Below are 17,912 nucleotides of genomic sequence, written 5' to 3' on the forward strand. Positions count from 1 at the left end.
TACCCCAGCGGTTCGGGCACCGCTACATCCGGTTTTACGTTCCCCAACTCAGCGCTATTGGTGGGCCGGAGGTACCACTATGCGAACCCCGCCGTCACCATCGCCGGTGACCCGATGCCGCTACGTTTGCCCAGCCTACGGATGTCGAGCGATACCGCATGAACCTGACCCGGCTTGATCTTCATGACCATGCGGACTCAGCACCCCGGGGCAAGATCGCGAAGCAGGTCACCGAGCAACCGTTCCTCCATGACGGAGCGCCCGGCCTCCCGCATCGCCGTGGCCAGGTGCGGATCCCACGGCGTGTCCGCCGGGCTGCCGATCAGCGTCTTCCCCGACGCACCCGCGGCGAGGTAGTCGGAGGCAGCCATCCGCCAGCCGACGGCGGTTGGATAACGCGCGAGAGCGGCAGCCGTGAGGCGTACGCCGGTCCAGTCGAAGTCGTTGCGCCAGTGGATCCGCGTGCCGGGCCGGGCAGCCCGGAGGAATGCGTGGAGGGCGGCGGACGGCACACCTTCGGCACACACCAGCGGGTGCGACGGTCGCGCGGTAGCGGCCCGCAGCACAGCGGGGTTCTCGCAGACGAAGATGTCGTCGCAGTCGAGGATCAAAGGGGTACGGCGAAGCTGGTGCAGAGTGACCCGGAACGGCACCCCGGCAGCCGCGGCGGACGTCAACCACTCACCCAGCACGCCCCCGGTCGCCGGGACACCGAGGACCAGCACCTGGCTGGCCAGGTCGTCGGGGACCACTCCGACGAGTTCCCAGAGCGCCCGTTCTTGTTCCGCGTCGGAGGGTATGCGGACCCCGTGCCATTCGGCGACAGCGCGCAGCACGAGACCCCGGACGAACCCTTCGCTCAGCGACTTGGTGTCGCCGAGGATCCGCTCGGCGAAGGCGGGCAGGGGCTCGTCGGCTGCGGGCAGCGCGTCGAGCACCGTCACCACCTCGCCGAACGGCAGACCGCCGCGGACGATCCGGGTCAACGAACCGTCCCGGCGCAGGCCGTCGAGCCATCCCTCGTGCCAGCCGGCGCCGGCGTACCGACCGTCGGCTGCGATCGACAGCACCGCGTCCCGCCCGACGGCTTCCCGGCTGCGTTCACCCGCCCGGTTGCGGATCGGGCCGAGCACCGCGGCGAGACCGTCGCCGTACGCGGCCCGCAGGTGCTCGTCGAGCTGCGCGAGCCGCACGGTGAGGCGACCCACGCCCACCGGGCGGTGTACGCCGGTGACGCCGATGACGACCAGGCGTTCGGCGTCGGTCGGCGCGCTCACCGACACCGCACCATCGATGCTCCCGCCGGTGCGTTCGAGGCTGCGCCGGGCCGCACTGAGCAGTCGCCGCCATCCCGGATCGGCGAGCAGGTCAACCATTGGCGAGCGCTGGTGCCCGCCGGGTCTCCGGCGACCCGAGGGCTCGGGCGAGGGTGCCGTCGAAGTCGGCGGTATTCATCCCCCCGTCCCAGACGAGCAGCACCGTTGAGACGGTGTGGTCGACGGCGGAGTGGGACAGGTCGTAGTGCGCGGCCCCGGTCACGGCCGGATGGGTGGCCCAGAGGTCGTAGCCGGTCATGAACAGGTCCAGGTCGAACTGCTTGGCGAGCGACATCAGCTCACCGCGCCCGGTGTCGTCGACCCCCGCGAACGCCTCGTCGAGACCGAGCAGCCGGGGCGCGTCGGGTCGGGCGGAGCCGAAGAGCGCGTTCGCGGCGGCGAACAGCGGCAGGTGCAGCGACACCGACTGCTCTCCGCCGGAGAGCTGGCTGTGCCGGGCTCGGGTGAGCGGCTCAGTCGTGCCGCCGGGCCGATGCAGGGTGAAAGCGAACACCCGCCACTGCCGGTAGTCGAGCACGTCGGCCAGCAGCTCCCGGTACGGCTTCTCCGGTGCGACGGACCGCGCCGCCTTGATCCGGTGCGCGAAGTGCCGCCGTAGCGTGGTGAGCTGTGTCGGACCGAGCCGGGCGGGGTCCTTCTCCAGCAGCTTGCAGACTTCGCGCTGTTCGGCGTCGAGGTCGTCGGCGAGCCGCCAGCCGACGCCGACGGTGAGCCCCGACGACATGCGCCGAGCTCGCATCTGGGTGTCCATGCCGTCGACGAGGTCACGGGCCTCGATGGTGCGGTGGTGGATCTGCCGGGCGAGCTGCCCCAGCAGTGCGTCCTCGAAGACCCGCTGTTCGGCGTCGGTGAGCAACTGTTCCTGGTCCCGGCGTTCCCGGGCGATCCGCTCCGCGAAATGGGCGACGGGGGTGAGACCCTGCTCGTCGGCGACGCGCACCACGATGACGCCGTCGTCGGTGTCCCACTCGGGACGATGATCCAGGCCAGCGGCGGGCAGTTGCGCCTGCAATTCGCCGAGCGCGGTGGTGAGCCGGGTGGCGCTCTGCTTGAGCGACGTCTCCGTCGGGTTCAGTTCGCGGGTGGCGGTGAGGATCGCCTCGTGCAGCTCGATCACTGCGGCGCCAAGCTCCTCGCTGTCCTCCGCGGGCCAGCGCAGGCCGGTCGGGCAGCGCATCAGCCCGAGCAGGTCGGCATGCGCGTACGGGCGCAACCGCTGCGCCTCGCGCCGGACCTCCCGCAGAGCGGCGGTGACCGCCTCGACCCCGAGGTCCACGCGGGTCGTGGCACCGGCGCGCTCCTGCAACGCGGTGCTGTGCGCGGCTCGGGCGGCGTGCAGCGTCGCCTCGGCTGCCGCGATCTCGTCGGTCGTGCGACTGACATCGGCCAGCACCTGCTGCGCCTCGGCGCCGATCGCCTCGGTGAGGGTGCGCAACTCCTCGGCCTTCTCCCGGTGCCGGCCGTGTGCGGCGCGCGCCTCGGCGCGGGCCGCGTCGAGCCGTTCCTGGGACTCGCCGTGTCGTTCCTCCGCTTGGGCGGTGGCGCTGTCGGCTGCGTCGACGGCCCGGTAAGCGGCCTCGAGGCGGACCCCGAGGCGGTCGAAACGATCCACGGCGGCGCCTACGGCGTCGAGCCGGTCGACGGGGAGGCTGCGGGCGGCGATCACCCGACGCAGGGCGGTCCCGGCGGCGGACTGTTCGGCCACGGCGGCGTCCAGTCGGATGGCCGCCTCGGTCGCCGCCTCCTGGCGGACCCGCAGGGTGGCTGCGGTGCGGTCGACGTCACGCAGGGCGGCATGCAGGCCGGTGACCGGCGGCAACGCGTTCGCCGCGGCGTTGACCTGCTCGATCACGGAGTGCAGTGCGGCCCGTTCAGCGGCGACGGCGGCGATGGCGGCGTCCAGGCCCGCGATGCGGCGGTCGCACTCGGCGATGCGGGCCGCCCGGCGAGCCGCCCGCGCCGTCGCACCGATGTACTCGCACCGGTCCTTGGCGAACCGGCCCACGCCGACGCCCTGCCCCCACCGACCCGACGGTGCGACACCGGCAAGCTCGTCGAGGGCGATGGAGGCCAGGACCGCCACGATCCGGTCCGCCGCGACCAGATCCTGTGCTTCCGGCGCCAGCACGTCGGCGAGGCTCGCGCCGGCGGCCGGCGGACCTGGCCGCAGGTAGGCGTCCTGCTCTCCGGCGGCCAGAGCGGCGAGCGTGTCGTCGCCGGACGGGTGCAGCCAGGCATCGAGCAGCCCGGCGGCGTGTAGGGCGGCCTCGATCCCGGCCGCGTCGGCGGCGGCGACACCGTCGGTGAACCGCACCAGCTGCCAGAGCGGGGCACCGGCCCGGCCCGTCCGAAGGGCCGGACGGGTCGGTGCCGACGGCGGCGCGTCATCGTGTTCCGCTGCGATGCTGTCGCGCTCGACGACCAGCGCGGAGCGGTCCGCCTCCAGCGCGGCGGATCGGGCGGTCAGGGTGGCGATCGTGTCACGCCGGGTGGCCACCGGGACGGCGACCGCGTCCGCGTACACCTCGCGTAGTGGCGGCCCGTCGACGGTCGCGGCCAGGGCATCGGGCAGCTCGGGCAGGTCCAGCTGGGTAAGCAGGTCGACGCGGTCGGCGGCCCATCGGCGTACCCCGTCGACGATCTGCTCGCGCGCGGCGTGCACCGCCTGCTCGGCGGCGACTTCGGCGGCGGTCGCGTCCTCGACCGCAGCCGCCGCCGAGCGGGCGGCCTCGGCGGCCCGGACGTGTTCGGCTTCGGCCTGGCCGAGCCGGTCGGCGTGCATCCGGACCGCCGTCACGTCGTCGCGTCGAGCGGCCGCCCGCGCGGACACCCGAGTGCCGAGGCCGTCGGCGGCGGCATCGCCGGTTGCCCAGTCGATACCTCCGGCCTCCGCGTCCCCGGCCAGCTCAGCGGCGAGACGGCCGACCTGCGCTCGCATGTCCCGGGCAACAACCAGGTCGCGTTCCCAGTCGGAACGCCGACGCGCCGCGGTGCCGTCCTCCTGGGTGACCACGCTCTCGGCCCGCCGGAGGGCCGCGGACAGATCCTCGGTGTGGCGCTCCAGATCGGCGAGCTGCTCGTGGGACCGGTAGGCGACCGAACTCTTCAACGCGTCCAGGTGGGCGCGCAGCCGGCCGGGCTCCCCCTCGGCGGCGCGCAACCGCTCCTCTGCCGCGTCGGCCGCCGCGTCGGCTGCCGTCACGGCTGCCCGCGCCGTCTGGAGTCCCCGCGCGCGGTCGTCGGCGTCCGCGCGGCGCGCGCTGAGCGCGTCGGCGGCAGCGCGCGCGTGGGTACGCAGGTACGTCGCGTAGACGCCGAGGAACGCGGCGGTGGCGCCGTCCGCCGCGACCAGACCTTCGAGGGTACGGGCGACCGCCTCCATGTCGTCGAAGGAGCGCGCGGCCTCCACCAGCAGGGTGTCCTCGATCGGCCGCAGCCCGCGTTGCAGCGTCCGGGACAACTCGACCGGGTTGAGGTCCTTCGCCAACTGCGGCTTGCGCAGCGTCAGTACGAGGTCGAGTAGCTGCTCGTAACGCGCCGGTCCCAAGCCGAACAGGGCCGCGTCGACGAGGTGCCGATACTCTTCCGCCGAGTCGCGCACCGCCTCGGCGCCGAGCGCCTCGACGAGATCCTTACGGGCCAGCGGCCGGTCGTCGGCGTCCAGCAGGGACAACTCGACGCCGACGCGGCCCTCCGCGACGAAGTGCCAGCGCGCGACGCGGTCGTTGTGCTTGTGCGCACGCAGCCCGATTCCGATGGTCACGTGTCGCGTCCCGTCACCGAATTCCATCCACACGTACGCGTGCGCGGATTCCTGGCCACGGTAGAGCAGGTTGGACTTCATGGTGCGGTCCTCGCCCGCGAACGGGTTCAGCCGTCGCGGTTCGATCCGTCCGTCGAGAACGTACGGAAAGAGCACTTCGAGGGCCTTGGTCTTGCCGGATCCGTTGGGACCGCGCAGCACGAGCCAGCCGTCGACGAAGAGGAACTCCTCGTCGCGGTAGTCCCAGAGGTTGATGATTCCAGCCCTAATGGGCGCGAAGCGTGACACGTGTCGTCCTTAGAACAGTGCTCGTTGACGGACTTGGGCGACGGTGTTGCGGTAGCGGCCCACCAGCGGGCGCACCAGCACCCCTCCGGGCACGCTGACGACCGCGCCGAAACGGACGAGCAACGCCACCGCCTCGCTGCGCAGCCGCTCCGGGTCGGCGTGCCAGGTCGCACCGAACGCGGTCCCGTACCGATCGAGGATGTCGGCGACGGCGTCCGACAGGAAGCTGTGGGTGATGAACGGAAGACGGCTGTCGTCGTCACCGGCCTCGTCGTCACCGGCCTCGTCGTCACCGGCCTCGTCGTCGTGGGCCTCGGCCCCTTCGTCGATCCCGACCCGGGTGGCGCGGGGCAGACCGGCGTCGACCTGACCGACGAGGGCAGCCCGCGCCGCACCCGGGTCGGGCGCGGCCATCCGCCGGACCCGGCGCCCGTCCGGGTCTGCGGCCCGGTCGGCCATCGCCGTCGCGAGCAGCACCGCCGCTTGGGCCACCGACCCAGTGCCGGGGAACTGCTCCGCCGACAGCCGCACCGTGTCGACCAACAGCACACCCTCGGCACGCCGCTCGACCCGTAACCCGGTCAGCCGGTACAGGTCGGCCGGCAGCGCGGAACCGCGCAGGTGGTTGGCCACTTCGGTGGTCACGTCGGCGTAGTAGACGACGGGCCGGTCCGCGACGGCGCGGCGGGCAGCCTGCGCGGCGGCGCGGCGGTCGGCGTTGCCGCTGCGGCTCATCGAGCGTTCCAGCAGCGCCGCCACCGAATCGACGTGCTGGAGCACCCGCGGCGGCCGGAACAGGGCGAAAACCACATCACGGGCGATGTCGTACAGCGCCTCTCCGGCACCCGGGTCGCCGGCCCAGGACGCGCTGGATCCGTCGGCGAGGCGCAGCACACCACGCTCCTCCAGCCAACCGGCCGCATCGACCAGCGCCCGTCGATCCGGCCCGGCGTCCGGGTCGAAGCCCAGGCCGGTGATGCGGTTCGCGTCGCTGGCAACCGCATCGGCCAACTCACCCAACGTCACCTGGATGCCGGCTCGACCCAGCGCCGCCAGGGCCAACGACAGGTACGCGTACCGCTGCCGGTCGAACGGGCGGCCGGTGCGGGTGACGGCCGGCCGATCGGGATCAAGGGCGTCGGCGGTACGGACGAGCCGTGCCGTTGCGCCGTGCAGCTCCAGCCGGTATCCGAATGCGTCGGCCAGGTCACGGCGCAGCTCGGCGGAGAACCGTCGGACCCGTGGCAACGCCCGCTCGTCCGGCCAGGATGACGTGATCAGCGGATGCCGCAGCAGCAGGCGGACCGCCCGCTGGTAGTCGGCCAACTCTAGGTCCGAGACCTTCGCGGCGAGCCTCATGCCGCCGCCCTGGTGTGTGCCGCAGCCGTGACCGTGAGGGCATACCCGTCGAGATGCAACCGACCCGCCTTGGTGGACACGGTGGTGAACCGGCCCGGCGTCGGTGTCAACGTCAGGCGCACACCGAAGGCGGCAGCCGCGAGCCGGACATCGGCGCGACCCGCGGTACGCGCCGCCAGGGCGACGTCGAGCAGCCTCCGCAACACCGCCGCCTGCTCGTCGTCGAGAGCAACGCCGTCACCGGCATCGACTGAGGCGAGTGCCGCAGCCGCCTCGACGTGCCGGCGTTCGTCGGCGAGTTGGCGCTCGCGCAGGTGTTGCCGCGCCAGGTCGGATCGCTCCATGCGGGCCGGTCGCCCGTTGCCCGCGCCGGGCGCCCGGCCGGACTGCACCAGGGTGCGCGACAGCTCGACAGCCGGGGCATCCCACCAGGACAGCCGGGTTGCGATCGCCTCCGGGTCGTCATGGGCGACCCCGACATGCCGCGGGCCGCCCAGCGAGAACACGGCATCGAACAGGGCATGCGCCGCCTCCTCCGACCCGACGTCGGTGAACCAGGCGGCCAGATGCCGCAACTGCGACTCCCGGCTCACGCCACCGCGGCGCGCCTCGGTGACCCGGCGCAGCAGGGCGAGGACGTCACCGATCGCCGCCATGGTGGCCCCGGCCAACCGGTCGGCTTCGCTCAGCGCGTCGATGCTCGGCGGAGCCAACCACGACCGCAACCCGACCCACCGGCGCCGCCAGTCCTCCAGCCGCTCGATCGGGGTGGCGAACAATCGCTCGTCGGCCGCGGCCGCCGCCTCGACGAGGCGATCGAGGCCGGTGGCCTCCACCTCGTGTACGGCCTCACGCAGCCGTGGCGTGTACCGCTGAAGCTCGTCGTGAAAATCCCGCAGATGGGCGAGCAGAGTGTCCTTGTGCGCCAGGAAAACTTCGGGGCGCACATCGTGCGTGCGACCGAGGTCGCTGAGCATGTGGTAGAACCGGGCGGCCCGCTCCGCCACATCAGCCAAGGCCCGATCGAGGCGGTTCAGCTTGCGGTACACCTCCTCGGCATCGCCGGCGGAGTTCGCGGCGGCGAGAGCCTTGAGGTCGGCTAGCAGGTCCGCGAACACCAACCTGGACAGCGTGCTGTCATCGAGACCGGCCGCGAGGACGCTCTCCACGGCGCGGTGCGCGCGGTAGCCGGCCTCGGTGAACTGGTACACGGAGTGGCGGTTGCGGTATTCGGCGAGGGTGGTGGCGCGGGCGCCGTCCTGACCGCGGTCGAGCACACCCCAGTCGACCAGGGCATCCAGCAGGCGGGGCAGCTCCAGGTGGGTCGGGTCGGGGCAGTCCGGGTGCGTGGCTGCGAGGTCGGCGAGGGCCGTCGTCACGTCGGAGGTGTGCAGGACCACGTGGTAACTGGCGCGGGCGGCGTCGAACGCGCGCAGCACCCACAGGTAGGCAAGGCGGTTCTCCGCGGTGACGTAGCCGAACAGCCTCATTCGGTCGTCGAGCCCGAAATCGTCGAGCCCGAACGATGGCGTGCCGGACTGCCCCATACGACCTCCCTGCCCCTCGGAGGTTCCACCGTAGCGACTACGTCCGCCACGCTGCGCCCAGGCACGCCCACCGTGACTACCATGTGGTCGAACGTCGATGCATTCATGGCCTGGATTCGACTCGAATATCTTCGTCACGAATCGCACCACATCTACGACGCTTGATCGCTAGCTCACTTGCCGGCGTTTCCGTGGACCCGCCCTGGCGAGGGGGCAGACCTGGTATGGAAGGCGATCCTGCCAGAGGCGGGCTGAGTTGGTCGCCTGAGCGAGCCGGTTTGCCGCGCGGCGCCCAACTCCAGCCGGTGTACGTCCGAGCGCGTCCGCGCCCCCGTCTGGCCGCGGTCGCCCCCGTTCAGACTGATCGAGGTAAGGCACAGGCAGCCGCCGACGAGTGGCCCAGCCCCAACCGCGCACACGGGCTGGTCGGCCGGTGCCATTCCAAACAACGCCGGTTGTTCGAGCTCCGACATACCGGCCGTGACCTGCAACTTCGCGGGTCTTGAACCCTCCGTTTGGGGTATCCGTTTCGGTGGGGCGGGCGGGACTCGAACCCGCGACCGAGGGATTATGAGTCCCCTGCTCTAACCGGCTGAGCTACCGCCCCGACACCGCGCCGGATCTTATCCCGCCCGGCGGTCAGCGGCCAGCACCGAGCCGGCCGGTGCCCACGCCTCAACCGCACGATGGGCAACAGGAATATAACAGCGCGCTGCCGCCCATCCGGGACCGCCGGGCAGCGGCCGGTCACCCGGCGCGCAGCTCCGCCAGCACCGCTCCGGCGGTACGCCAGCCGCTGGCGAGAGCGCCCTGGATGGACGGGCTGTCCCGGTGGTCACCGGCCACGAACAGGCCCTCGCCCAGCGCCACCGGCTTGCGCAGCCGCCCCTGCGGTGGGAGCGCGGCGGGTAGCGCGTCCGGAACGGCCACGGTGGTGAGGTGCGTCCAGTCGGCGGTGGACCGGCCGTACAGGCGGGTCAACTCGGCCCGTACGGTCGGCTCGGGCGGGGCACTCGGGCCGACCACGGAGGTGGCCACCAGGTGCCGTCCGGTCGGCGCGTACGTCGGGGCGGCGTTGCTGAGCACCACGGTGTTGGTGACGATCTCCCGCCGGTCGCCGTCGACGAGCAGGATCGGTTCGGTCAGCGGTGGCTCGGGCGTGCTGTGGTAGTAGGTGGTGTAGCTGTGCATCCGTACCGTCGCCAGGGTCGGCAGCAGCGCGGACGCGGCGGCCGGGTCGACGGCGACCACGACGGCCCGGCAGCGGATGTCGCCGGCCTGGGTGCGGACCCGGCGGGGTGCGACCTCGGTGACGGGGCTGTCCAGGTCGATCAGGTCGGCCGGCAGCGGATCGGCGACGGCACGGGGCAGTGCGGCCATCCCCTCGGCGGGCAGGCCGATCCGGCCGCGGGCGAAGGAGCGCAGCACCATCGCCAGCACGTGGCTGGAGGTGGCCAGCTCCCGGTCGATGAACACTCCCGACAGGAACGGCCGCAGCAGCTCCTCGATGATCGCGTCGGAGAGGCCGGCCCGGCGCAGCGCCGTCTCGGCGCTGGTCTCCGGCGCGGTGAGCAGCCGGGATGCGGGCAGGGTGGCGCAGCCGGCGGCGAGCGTGGCGAAGCGCACCCGGTCGAGCAGGGAGCCGATGCCGGCCAACGCGGTGCGCGGCACGCCGGTCGGTTCGCGCAGCGGGTTGACCAGCCGCAGCAGGTTGTCGCCCTTGCGCACCAGCACCCCGGAGGTGAAGTACCCGAGGTTGAGCCGGTCGGTGTCCAGCAGCGTGCCGAGCCGGGGGTAGGCGGTGTTGAGCACCTGGAAGCCGCGGTCGATCAGGTAGCCGTCGACGACGTCGGTGGCGACCCGGCCGCCGAGTCGGCCGCCGGCCTCCAGCAGCCGCCAGGGCACGCCGGCGCGGTGCAGGCGGCGGGCGGTGGCGAGGCCGGCCAGACCGCCGCCGACGATGACGACGTCGGTCTCAGCCAGCATCGCGCGCCTCCCGCTCACCGTTGGCCCGGGACAACCGGCCCGGCCACCAGACCTTCGGCCCGATGTCGTACGCGAGCGCGGGCACCAGCAGCGACCGGACGATGATGGTGTCGATCAGCACCCCGACGGCGACCGCGGTGCCCAGCTCGACCAGTACCACCAGCGGCAGGACGGCCAGCGCGGAGAAGGTGGCGGCGAGCACGATGCCGGCGGAGGTGATCACCCCGCCGGTGACCGCGAGGCCGGCCAGCACCCCGGCCCGGGTGCCGCGTCTGACCGATTCCTCCCGCACCCGGCTCATCAGGAAGATGTTGTAGTCGATGCCGAGGGCGACCAGGAAGACGAACGCGAAGAGCGGGAAGGACGTGTCCACCCCGGGGAAGTCGAAGGCGTAGCGGAACAGCAGCGCGCAGAGGCCGAGGGTGGCCGCGAAGCTGAGCAGCACGGTGGCGATCAGCAGCAGCGGGGCGAGGAGCGCGCGCAACAGCAGGGCCAGGATGACCGCGATGACCACCAGCACCACCGGGATGATGACGCTCTGGTCGCGCTTGGCGGCGTCGGAGGTGTCCACGTTGATCGCGGTGAAGCCGCCGACCACCGCGTCCGCCCCGGGCACCTGGTGTACGGCCGCCCGCAGCTCGCGGATGGTCCGCTCGGCGCCGTCGCTGTCGGGCGGATCGGCCAGGGTCGCCTCCAGTTGGACCCGCCCGTCGACGACCTTCGGTGCGGCGGTCGGGTCGGGCGGCCCGGTCTGCTCGCTGGCGCTGACCGGGCGGACCGCGGCGACGCCGGGCACGCCCTGCGCCACCTGGGCCACCTGCCGGGCGGTCTGCTCGGTGGCGAAGATGGTGGCCGGGCTGCCGGTGCCGGCCGGGTAGTGCCGGGAGATCACCTCCTGGCCGTCCACCGAGTCGGTGCGCTGGGTGAACAGGTCGGACTGGCCGAGGGTGGTGGCGCCGAGCTGGGTGAGGCCGAGCGTGAGGAGGGCCAGTACGGCGGCGGTGATCAGCCAGACCGGTCGGGCGTGCCGTGCGACGAAGCCGGCGATCCGGCTCCAGATGCCGTGCTCGGCCCGCGGGTCGGCCTGGTCGGCCCGGGGCCGCCGGGGCCAGAACGCCCATCGGCCGCCGAGCACCAGCAACGCGGGCAGGAAGGTGAGCATCACCAGCAGGGTGGCGGCGATGCCGATGGCGGCGACCGGGCCGAGCGCCCGGTTGGAGTTGAGGCTGGACAGCAGCAGGCAGAGCAGGCTGACGATGACCGTTCCGCCGGAGGCGATGATGGCCGGCGCGGCGCCCTTCCACGCCGTACGCATGGCCTCCCAAGGGTGGTCGTGCCGGTGCAACTCCTCCCGGTAGCGGGCGATCAGCAGCAGCGCGTAGTCGGTGCCGGCGCCGAAGACCAGCACGGTGAGGATGCCCTGGGCCTGCCCGTTGAGCTTGACCACGTCGGCGTCGGCGAGCAGGTAGACGAAGACCGAGGCCAGCGCGTACGACATGCCGGCGGCCAGCAGCGGGAAGATCCAGAGCACCGGGCTGCGATAGACGATCAGCAGGATGATCAGCACCACGACCAGGGTGACCAGCAGCAGTGGCCCGTCGATGGCGGAGAACACCTCGATCAGGTCGGCGAGCAGGCCGGCCGGTCCGGCGACGTCCACGGTGAGCCCGTCCCGGTCACCACCGGTGATGTCGCGCAGCCGCTCGACGACGGTTTCGATCTCCTCGCCCGCGGCGTCGTCCACCGGCACGACGACCTGGAGTGCCTGGCCGTCCTCGCTGGGGATCGGTGGGGACAGCGGGGTGACCACGCCGGGCACCTGGGCGAAGAGGGCGGCGTCGGCGCTCACCCGCTGCCGGTCCGCGTCGGTGATGCCGGAGGTCCGCTCGTACACGACCAGCGCCGGGACGGTCTGCCGGTCGACGAACTCGCCGCCGAGGTCCTGGGCGCGGGTCGCCTCGGCGTCGGTGGGCAGGAAGGCGGCGTTGTCGTTGGTGGCGACCTCGCTGAGGCGCCCGGAGTACGGCCCGGCCACGCCGCCGATCACCAGCCAGGCCAGCACGACCGCCACCGCGATCAGCGTGACCCGACCGAAGCCCCCTCGTCCGGACATCCGCACCCATCCAAGAATCGACGCATCAATCGACGCAGCGGGATTCTAGGTCGACATCGACCATCCTGCCGGGCGAAACCGTCACAGGAGGGCGAAACCGGACCGAACAGGGACCCGCCGTGCCGGCGGGAGCGCTGAGTACGAACACGAAGACGCCCGTCGGCGTACTGCCGACGGGCGCTGAGTGGAGAAGCTCCCCCGATTGGACTCGAACCAATAACCTGCCGGTTAACAGCCGGCTGCTCTGCCAATTGAGCTACAGGGGACCGAACACCGCCCGACCCCGGATCTCTCCGACGCCGTGCGACGGGACAAGAGTACAGGACATCCCCCGGTGGTGGGCCAGCGGGTTCCGCCCCCGCCCACCCCTGATCAAGGCGTCCAGGTCAGCGTCGCGAGCCATCGACAATTCGGGTAAATCGTCATCCCGGCACAAGCAGGCTTGAGCGGAGAGCAGGATGGGTAGTTAGCTGCGGACAGAGGACGCAGGCGCGAATTCGTCGCTCCCGACGGGGCAACTCGCTGGGGCGACAGCGCGTCAGGTACGGAAGGAGCCGCCATGCGCGGAAAGATCATGTTCCTTGGCGGGCTGGCTGCGGGATTCGTCCTGGGCGCTCGTGCCGGCCGGGAGAAGTACGAAGAGCTCGTGGTCCAGGGCCGCAAGGTGCTCGACCACCCGACCGTCCAGGAGGCGGCCGGGGTCGCGCAGGCCCAGGCCAACCGGCTCTACAGCGAGGGCAAGGACAAGCTCGGCCAGACGAAGCTGGGCGAGAAGCTGGGCACGGGCAACGGCAGCACCGGCAAGCAGGAGCTGACCGCCGCCGACGACGCGTTCGCCGGCACGCCCGCCACCGTGGGCGCCAAGGCGGGCTCCGGCTCGTCGGGCACCAGCAGCACGGTCGGCACGACCTCCGGGTCGCCGTCGGCCACCACCCCCCGCACGAAGCCGTCCGGCTCGGGCACCAACGCCAGCACGCTCTGACCACCGCACGTCAACGGGCCGGTCGCCGCAGGGCGACCGGCCCGTGGTCTGTCCGGGTGCGGGTGACCGCCTACCCGGGGAGCGGTCAGTCCTTGCTGCTGAACGCCGCGTCGAAGGCGGCCGTCGGGGCGTCGAAGGCGAGCCGACGGACGAACTGCAACGCCTCCGGGGCACCGACCAGTCGGTCCATCCCGGCGTCTTCCCACTCGATGGAGATCGGGCCGGTGTAGCCGATCGCGTTCAACGCCCGGAAGCAGTCCTCCCAGGGCACGTCGCCGTGCCCGGTGGAGACGAAGTCCCAGCCGCGGCGCAGGTCCGCCCAGGGCAGGTGGGAGGCGAGTCGGCCACGCCGGCCGTCCCCCGTGCGCACCTTGGCGTCCTTGCAGTCGACGTGGTAGATCCGGTCGGCGAAGTCGAAGATGAAGTTCACCGGGTCCAGCTCCTGCCAGACGAAGTGCGACGGGTCCCAGTTCAGCCCGAACGCGGGCCGGTTGCCGATCGCCTCCAGGGCCCGCTTGGTCGTCCAGTAGTCGTACGCGATCTCGCTGGGGTGCACCTCGTGCGCGAACCGCACCCCCACCTCGTCGAACACGTCGAGGATCGGGTTCCACCGGTCGGCGAAGTCCTGGTAGCCGCGCTCGATCATCGACGGCGGCACCGGCGGGAACATCGCCAGGGTGTGCCAGATCGACGAGCCGGTGAAGCCGACGACCGTCTTCACCCCGAGCTTCGCCGCCGCTCGCGCGGTGTCCTTGATTTCCTCGGCGGCCCGCTGGCGGACCCCCTCGGGCTCCCCGTCGCCCCAGATCCGGCCGGGCAGGATGTCCTGGTGCCGCTCGTCGATCGGGTGGTCGCAGACCGCCTGACCGACCAGGTGGTTGGAGATCGCGAAGACCTCAAGGTTGTGCTTGGCAAGGGTCTCCCGCTTGCGCTCGACGTACGAGTCGTCGGCGAGCGCCTTGTCGACCTCGAAGTGGTCGCCCCAGCAGGCGATCTCCAGACCGTTGTAGCCCCACTCGGAGGCGAGCCGGCAGACCTCCTCGAACGGCAGGTCGGCCCACTGGCCGGTGAAGAGCGTGATGGGTCGCGCCATTGTCCTTCTCCCCTGTTGTGATGGGGATTCCATGTGCGGACCGGGGCGAGGATGACCGGTCAGACCGGTACGCGGCAGCGGGACGGAACACCGGTGGATGCGGAACGCACCTGGGCCCGGCGGGTTGCGCCTCCCACCGGGTCACCGGCCACCGTCACGGTCGCCGCCCCCACCCTATTTCCGCCGCCCCCATCGCGAAAGCCCACCGCCCGGGGTAGTTCGGGCGGGTTCCGGCGGACGCGCCGCGTCGCGGTGATGCTCGTCGATCCGGGTCAGGACCAGCGCGGGCCGCGCCGGACCGGCGGGCGGCTGCGGCGCCACCGGTTCATCACTCCGCTACCTCTTCGGGCGCGGGCAGGACCGCACGGACGGTGAAGCCGCCGCCGGGGCGCGGGCCGGCGGAGAAGGTGCCGCCGATCCGCTCGGCGCGCCTGCGAATACCGAGCAGGCCGCGGCCGGGTTCGGAGGTGTCACCGCCCACCGGTCCGGGTCCGGCGCCGTCGTCGCGTACCTCGATGGTGATGCCCTTGGCGTCGTAGCGCAGCCGGACCGCTACCGGCCCGCCCGGGGCGTGCCGGCGCGCGTTGGTCAGCGCCTCCTCGATGATCCGGTACGCCGCCACGTCGACCGCGTCGGGGAGCGGCCGGGGCGGCCCGGCCAGAGTCCAGCGCACCGGCTGACCTGCAGCGAAACCCTCCACCAGCGCGTCGAGGCGGTTCAGGCTGGGTGCCGGCCCGCCTGACTCGTCGGGCTCCTCAGCCCGGCGCAGCGCTCCGCGCAGCCGGTGCCCCTGCACCCGCGCCATCCGGCGCCACCGCGCGAAACGCCCCATGCCGGTCAAGGTACGGCAGCCGGTTGTGAGCCGGCCCGCGGAGTCCGTGGCCGCGCCCGGCGCGGAGTCCGTGGCCGCGCCCGGCGCGGAGTCCGTGGCCGCGCCCGGCGCGGAGTCCGTGGCCGCGCCCGGCGCGGAGTCCGTGGCCGCGCCCGGCGCGGAGTCCGTGGCCGCGCCCGGCGCGGAGTCCGTGGCCGCGCCCGGCGCGGAGTCCGTGGCCGCGCCCGGCGCGGAGTCCGCCGGCCCGACCCTCGGGGATCGCCGGTCAGGTTCGCCGGTCGCGGCTCGCCGGTCGGGTGACCACCCCCGCAGCGGCACGAGCGCGATACCTCAGGGGCATATTGATGCCTCAGAGGTATCGCGCTCACGGCCGAGACCGACCGGCCGGGCGGGACACGCCCGGCGGTATCGCGCTCGCGGCGGTGACCGGCCCGCCGGGCGGGGCACGCCCGGCGGGCCGGATCAGCGGGGTCGGATCAGCGAGGGATCAGGGCAGGGTCCACTTCTGGTTGGCCGCGCCGTTGCAGGTCCAGAGGTGCACGATCGTGCTGTCCGCGGAGTTGTTTCCGGAGACGTCGAGGCACTTGGCCGACGACGCGTTGCGCAGGCTGCCATCGGCCTGGGCGGCCCAGTTCTGCGCGCCGGTGCCGTTGCAGGTCCAGAGCTGGATCTTGGTGCCGTCGGCGGTGCCGCTGCCGGACACGTCGAGGCACTTGCCCAACGCCTTGATCGTCGAGTTCGGCGTCACCGTCCAGGTCTGCGCCGTACTGCCGTTGCAGGTGTAGATCTGGATCTGGGTGCCGTCGGCGGTGCCGCCGGAACGCACGTCCAGACACTTGCCGCCCAGGCCCTTGATCGGGCCGACCCCGGGGGTGCCGCCACCGCCGCCCCTGACCAGGGTGAAGTCGTCCACGTCGAAGAGCCCCGTGCCACTACCGGTGAAGGTGAGGTAGAGGCTCTGGGCGCCGGACGGGACGCCGGACAGTGCGGTGGTGACGTTCGCGAAGGTGGTCCAGCTGCCGGTGTTCGGCACCGCGACCGAGCCGAGCACCGGACCGGTGGCCGAGCCGGTACGCACCTGGATGGTGCCGCCCGCGCCGCCGGAGACGACCCGGGACGTGAACGAGGTGACGCCGGTCAGGTTCACACCGTTGTACGCGGACCAGTCGCCCGGGTCGATGTAGCCGATGGTCTGGCCGCCGTTGGCGCCCGCCTTGGTGAACGGGGTGACCCCGTTGGCCGAGCTGAACGCCTCGGCCTGGATGGTGGTGTTCCCGGTCGGCGGTGGCGTGGTGCCCAACTCCTTGATCCGGATGTTGCGGAACGAGGCGTCGTCGCCGGTGCCGTGGTTCTGGATGCCGATGTGGCCGGCCAGCGAACGGACCGGGTTGGTGTTGGTGAAATCGTTGATCTTCACGCCGTTGAGGAAGATCTGCAGCCGCTCGCCCTCGACCAGCAGCTCGTAGGTGTTCCACTCCCCCGCCGCGTTGAGCGCCGCGTCACGGGCCGCGATGTCCGCGGACTTGAAGGTGTAGACCGACCCGGTGGTGCGGTCGGCCGCGTCGGTGGCGTCGATCTGGATCTCGTAGCCGTTGTCCACTGCCGACCACGGGTCACTGGACGGTGGGAAGCCGATGAACACGCCCGAGTTGTCGTCGCCGGCCAGCTTCCAGTCCAGCTTCAGCGAGTAGTTGGTGAACTGCTTGGCGTTGTACCAGAGCATCCCCATGCCACCCACCGAGGTGAGGGTGGCGTCGGAGTTGGTGAAGTTGCCCGGGCCGGCCTGCGACCAGCCGCTGGTCGAGCCGTTGTAGAGCGGGGTGTAGCCGGTCTCGGGCCGGCAGTCGGCCTTGCTCCGACCGGCCGCGTACCGGATGCCGCCGAGCAGGTGTGCCCGGAACGCGGGCTCCGCGTACGACGACTGGGTGTGCCCGCCGCCGGTGTAGAAGGACCGGCCACCGTTGTAGCTCTTGCACCAGGAGTGCGGGTGGTCGGCGCCCATCCCGCCACCGGAGTACGACGACTCGTCCAGGGTGGCCAGCACGTGGGCGGTGGACCGGGCGTTGGTCCGGTAGTTGTACCACTCGTCGGTGCGGGTCCAGGTCTGCGGCAGGTGCGCGGTGGCCGCGTGCCCCCGGTCCTCCACCTTGACGTTGGCCTGCTGGATGGCCGGGTGCGAGGCGAACCACGCGCCGACCAGGTTGCCGTAGAACGGCCAGTCGTACTCGGTGTCGGCGGCGGCGTGCACACCCACGTACCCGCGACCCGATCCGATGTACGACTCGAAGACGGTCTGCTGGCTGGCGTTGAGCACGTCGCCGGTGGTGTTGAGGAAGACCACCGCCTCGTACTGGTTGAGGTTGGCGGTGGTGAACGCCGCGGCGTCCTCAGTGGCGGTGACGGTGAAGTTGTTCGCCGCGCCCAGGTCCCGGATGGTCTGGATGCCGACCGGGATCGCGTCGTGGCGGAAGCCGGCGGTCTTGGAGAAGACCAGCACGTCGTAGGGGGCGTCGGCGGCGCTGGCCGGGGCGGCCGGGGTGGTACAGGCGATGACGGCGAGGACGACGGTGGCCGCGCCGAGGACGGGTCGCAGGAGTCTGCGCATGTCGCTC

At 72.1% G+C, this 17,912-nt stretch carries 10 protein-coding genes and 2 tRNA genes; 1 reads left to right on the plus strand and 11 read right to left on the minus strand.

The features are described 5' to 3' along the window. Positions 1-197: 197 nt before the first annotated feature. From OG470_RS36315 to OG470_RS36350, 8 genes are all read right to left on the minus strand, one after another. Positions 198-1,376, minus strand: coding sequence for a TIGR02679 domain-containing protein (locus OG470_RS36315; RefSeq protein ID WP_328419200.1), 1,179 nt, complete (start codon positions 1,374-1,376; stop codon positions 198-200). Next, positions 1,369-5,388 (minus strand): TIGR02680 family protein, encoded by a 4,020-nt coding sequence (locus OG470_RS36320; protein ID WP_328419202.1) that lies wholly within the window; start codon positions 5,386-5,388, stop codon positions 1,369-1,371. Before OG470_RS36320 ends, OG470_RS36315 begins: the two co-directional genes overlap by 8 nt. A gap of 9 nt (positions 5,389-5,397) precedes the next feature. After that, on the minus strand, positions 5,398-6,747 hold the full coding sequence (locus tag OG470_RS36325; RefSeq protein ID WP_328419204.1) for a TIGR02678 family protein: 1,350 nt from the start codon (positions 6,745-6,747) through the stop codon (positions 5,398-5,400). Further along, the gene (locus OG470_RS36330; RefSeq protein WP_328419206.1) at positions 6,744-8,294 is read right to left on the minus strand and encodes a TIGR02677 family protein; all 1,551 of its coding nucleotides are present in this window, start codon (positions 8,292-8,294) and stop codon (positions 6,744-6,746) included. Before OG470_RS36330 ends, OG470_RS36325 begins: the two co-directional genes overlap by 4 nt. A 533-nt stretch (positions 8,295-8,827) precedes the next feature. Further along, positions 8,828-8,901, minus strand: a tRNA-Ile gene (locus tag OG470_RS36335). Positions 8,902-9,041: 140 nt separating this feature from the next. Continuing rightward, a complete protein-coding gene (locus OG470_RS36340; protein WP_328419208.1) occupies positions 9,042-10,280 on the minus strand; it encodes an NAD(P)/FAD-dependent oxidoreductase in 1,239 nt (412 codons plus the stop codon). Continuing rightward, positions 10,270-12,393: an MMPL family transporter gene (locus OG470_RS36345; protein ID WP_328419210.1), complete on the minus strand. Its 2,124-nt coding sequence runs from the start codon at positions 12,391-12,393 to the stop codon at positions 10,270-10,272. Before OG470_RS36345 ends, OG470_RS36340 begins: the two co-directional genes overlap by 11 nt. A gap of 193 nt (positions 12,394-12,586) precedes the next feature. Beyond that, positions 12,587-12,659 (minus strand) — tRNA-Asn (locus tag OG470_RS36350). Between the two features lie 293 nt (positions 12,660-12,952). On the opposite strand from OG470_RS36350, the gene OG470_RS36355 reads away from it, so the two are divergent. Next, positions 12,953-13,375, plus strand: a complete 423-nt coding sequence (locus OG470_RS36355; RefSeq protein WP_328419212.1) for a hypothetical protein — start codon at positions 12,953-12,955, stop codon at positions 13,373-13,375. An 85-nt stretch (positions 13,376-13,460) separates the two neighbouring features. Here OG470_RS36355 and OG470_RS36360 read toward each other — a convergent pair whose 3' ends face one another. The 3 genes from OG470_RS36360 to OG470_RS36370 all read right to left on the minus strand — a co-directional run bounded on the left by OG470_RS36360 (position 13,461) and on the right by OG470_RS36370 (position 17,905). Then, positions 13,461-14,468 carry a sugar phosphate isomerase/epimerase family protein gene (locus tag OG470_RS36360; protein WP_328419214.1) on the minus strand — a complete coding sequence of 336 codons (1,008 nt, stop codon included), beginning with the start codon at positions 14,466-14,468 and terminating at the stop codon, positions 13,461-13,463. Between the two features lie 328 nt (positions 14,469-14,796). After that, positions 14,797-15,300: a sensor histidine kinase gene (locus OG470_RS36365; RefSeq protein WP_328419216.1), complete on the minus strand. Its 504-nt coding sequence runs from the start codon at positions 15,298-15,300 to the stop codon at positions 14,797-14,799. A gap of 487 nt (positions 15,301-15,787) precedes the next feature. Then, complete coding sequence (locus OG470_RS36370) at positions 15,788-17,905, minus strand: ThuA domain-containing protein (protein WP_328419218.1); 2,118 nt, start codon at positions 17,903-17,905, stop codon at positions 15,788-15,790. Between the last annotated feature and the right edge of the window lie 7 nt (positions 17,906-17,912).

Origin of the sequence: Micromonospora sp. NBC_00389, assembly GCF_036059255.1 — a bacterium.
Lineage (GTDB): Bacteria > Actinomycetota > Actinomycetes > Mycobacteriales > Micromonosporaceae > Micromonospora.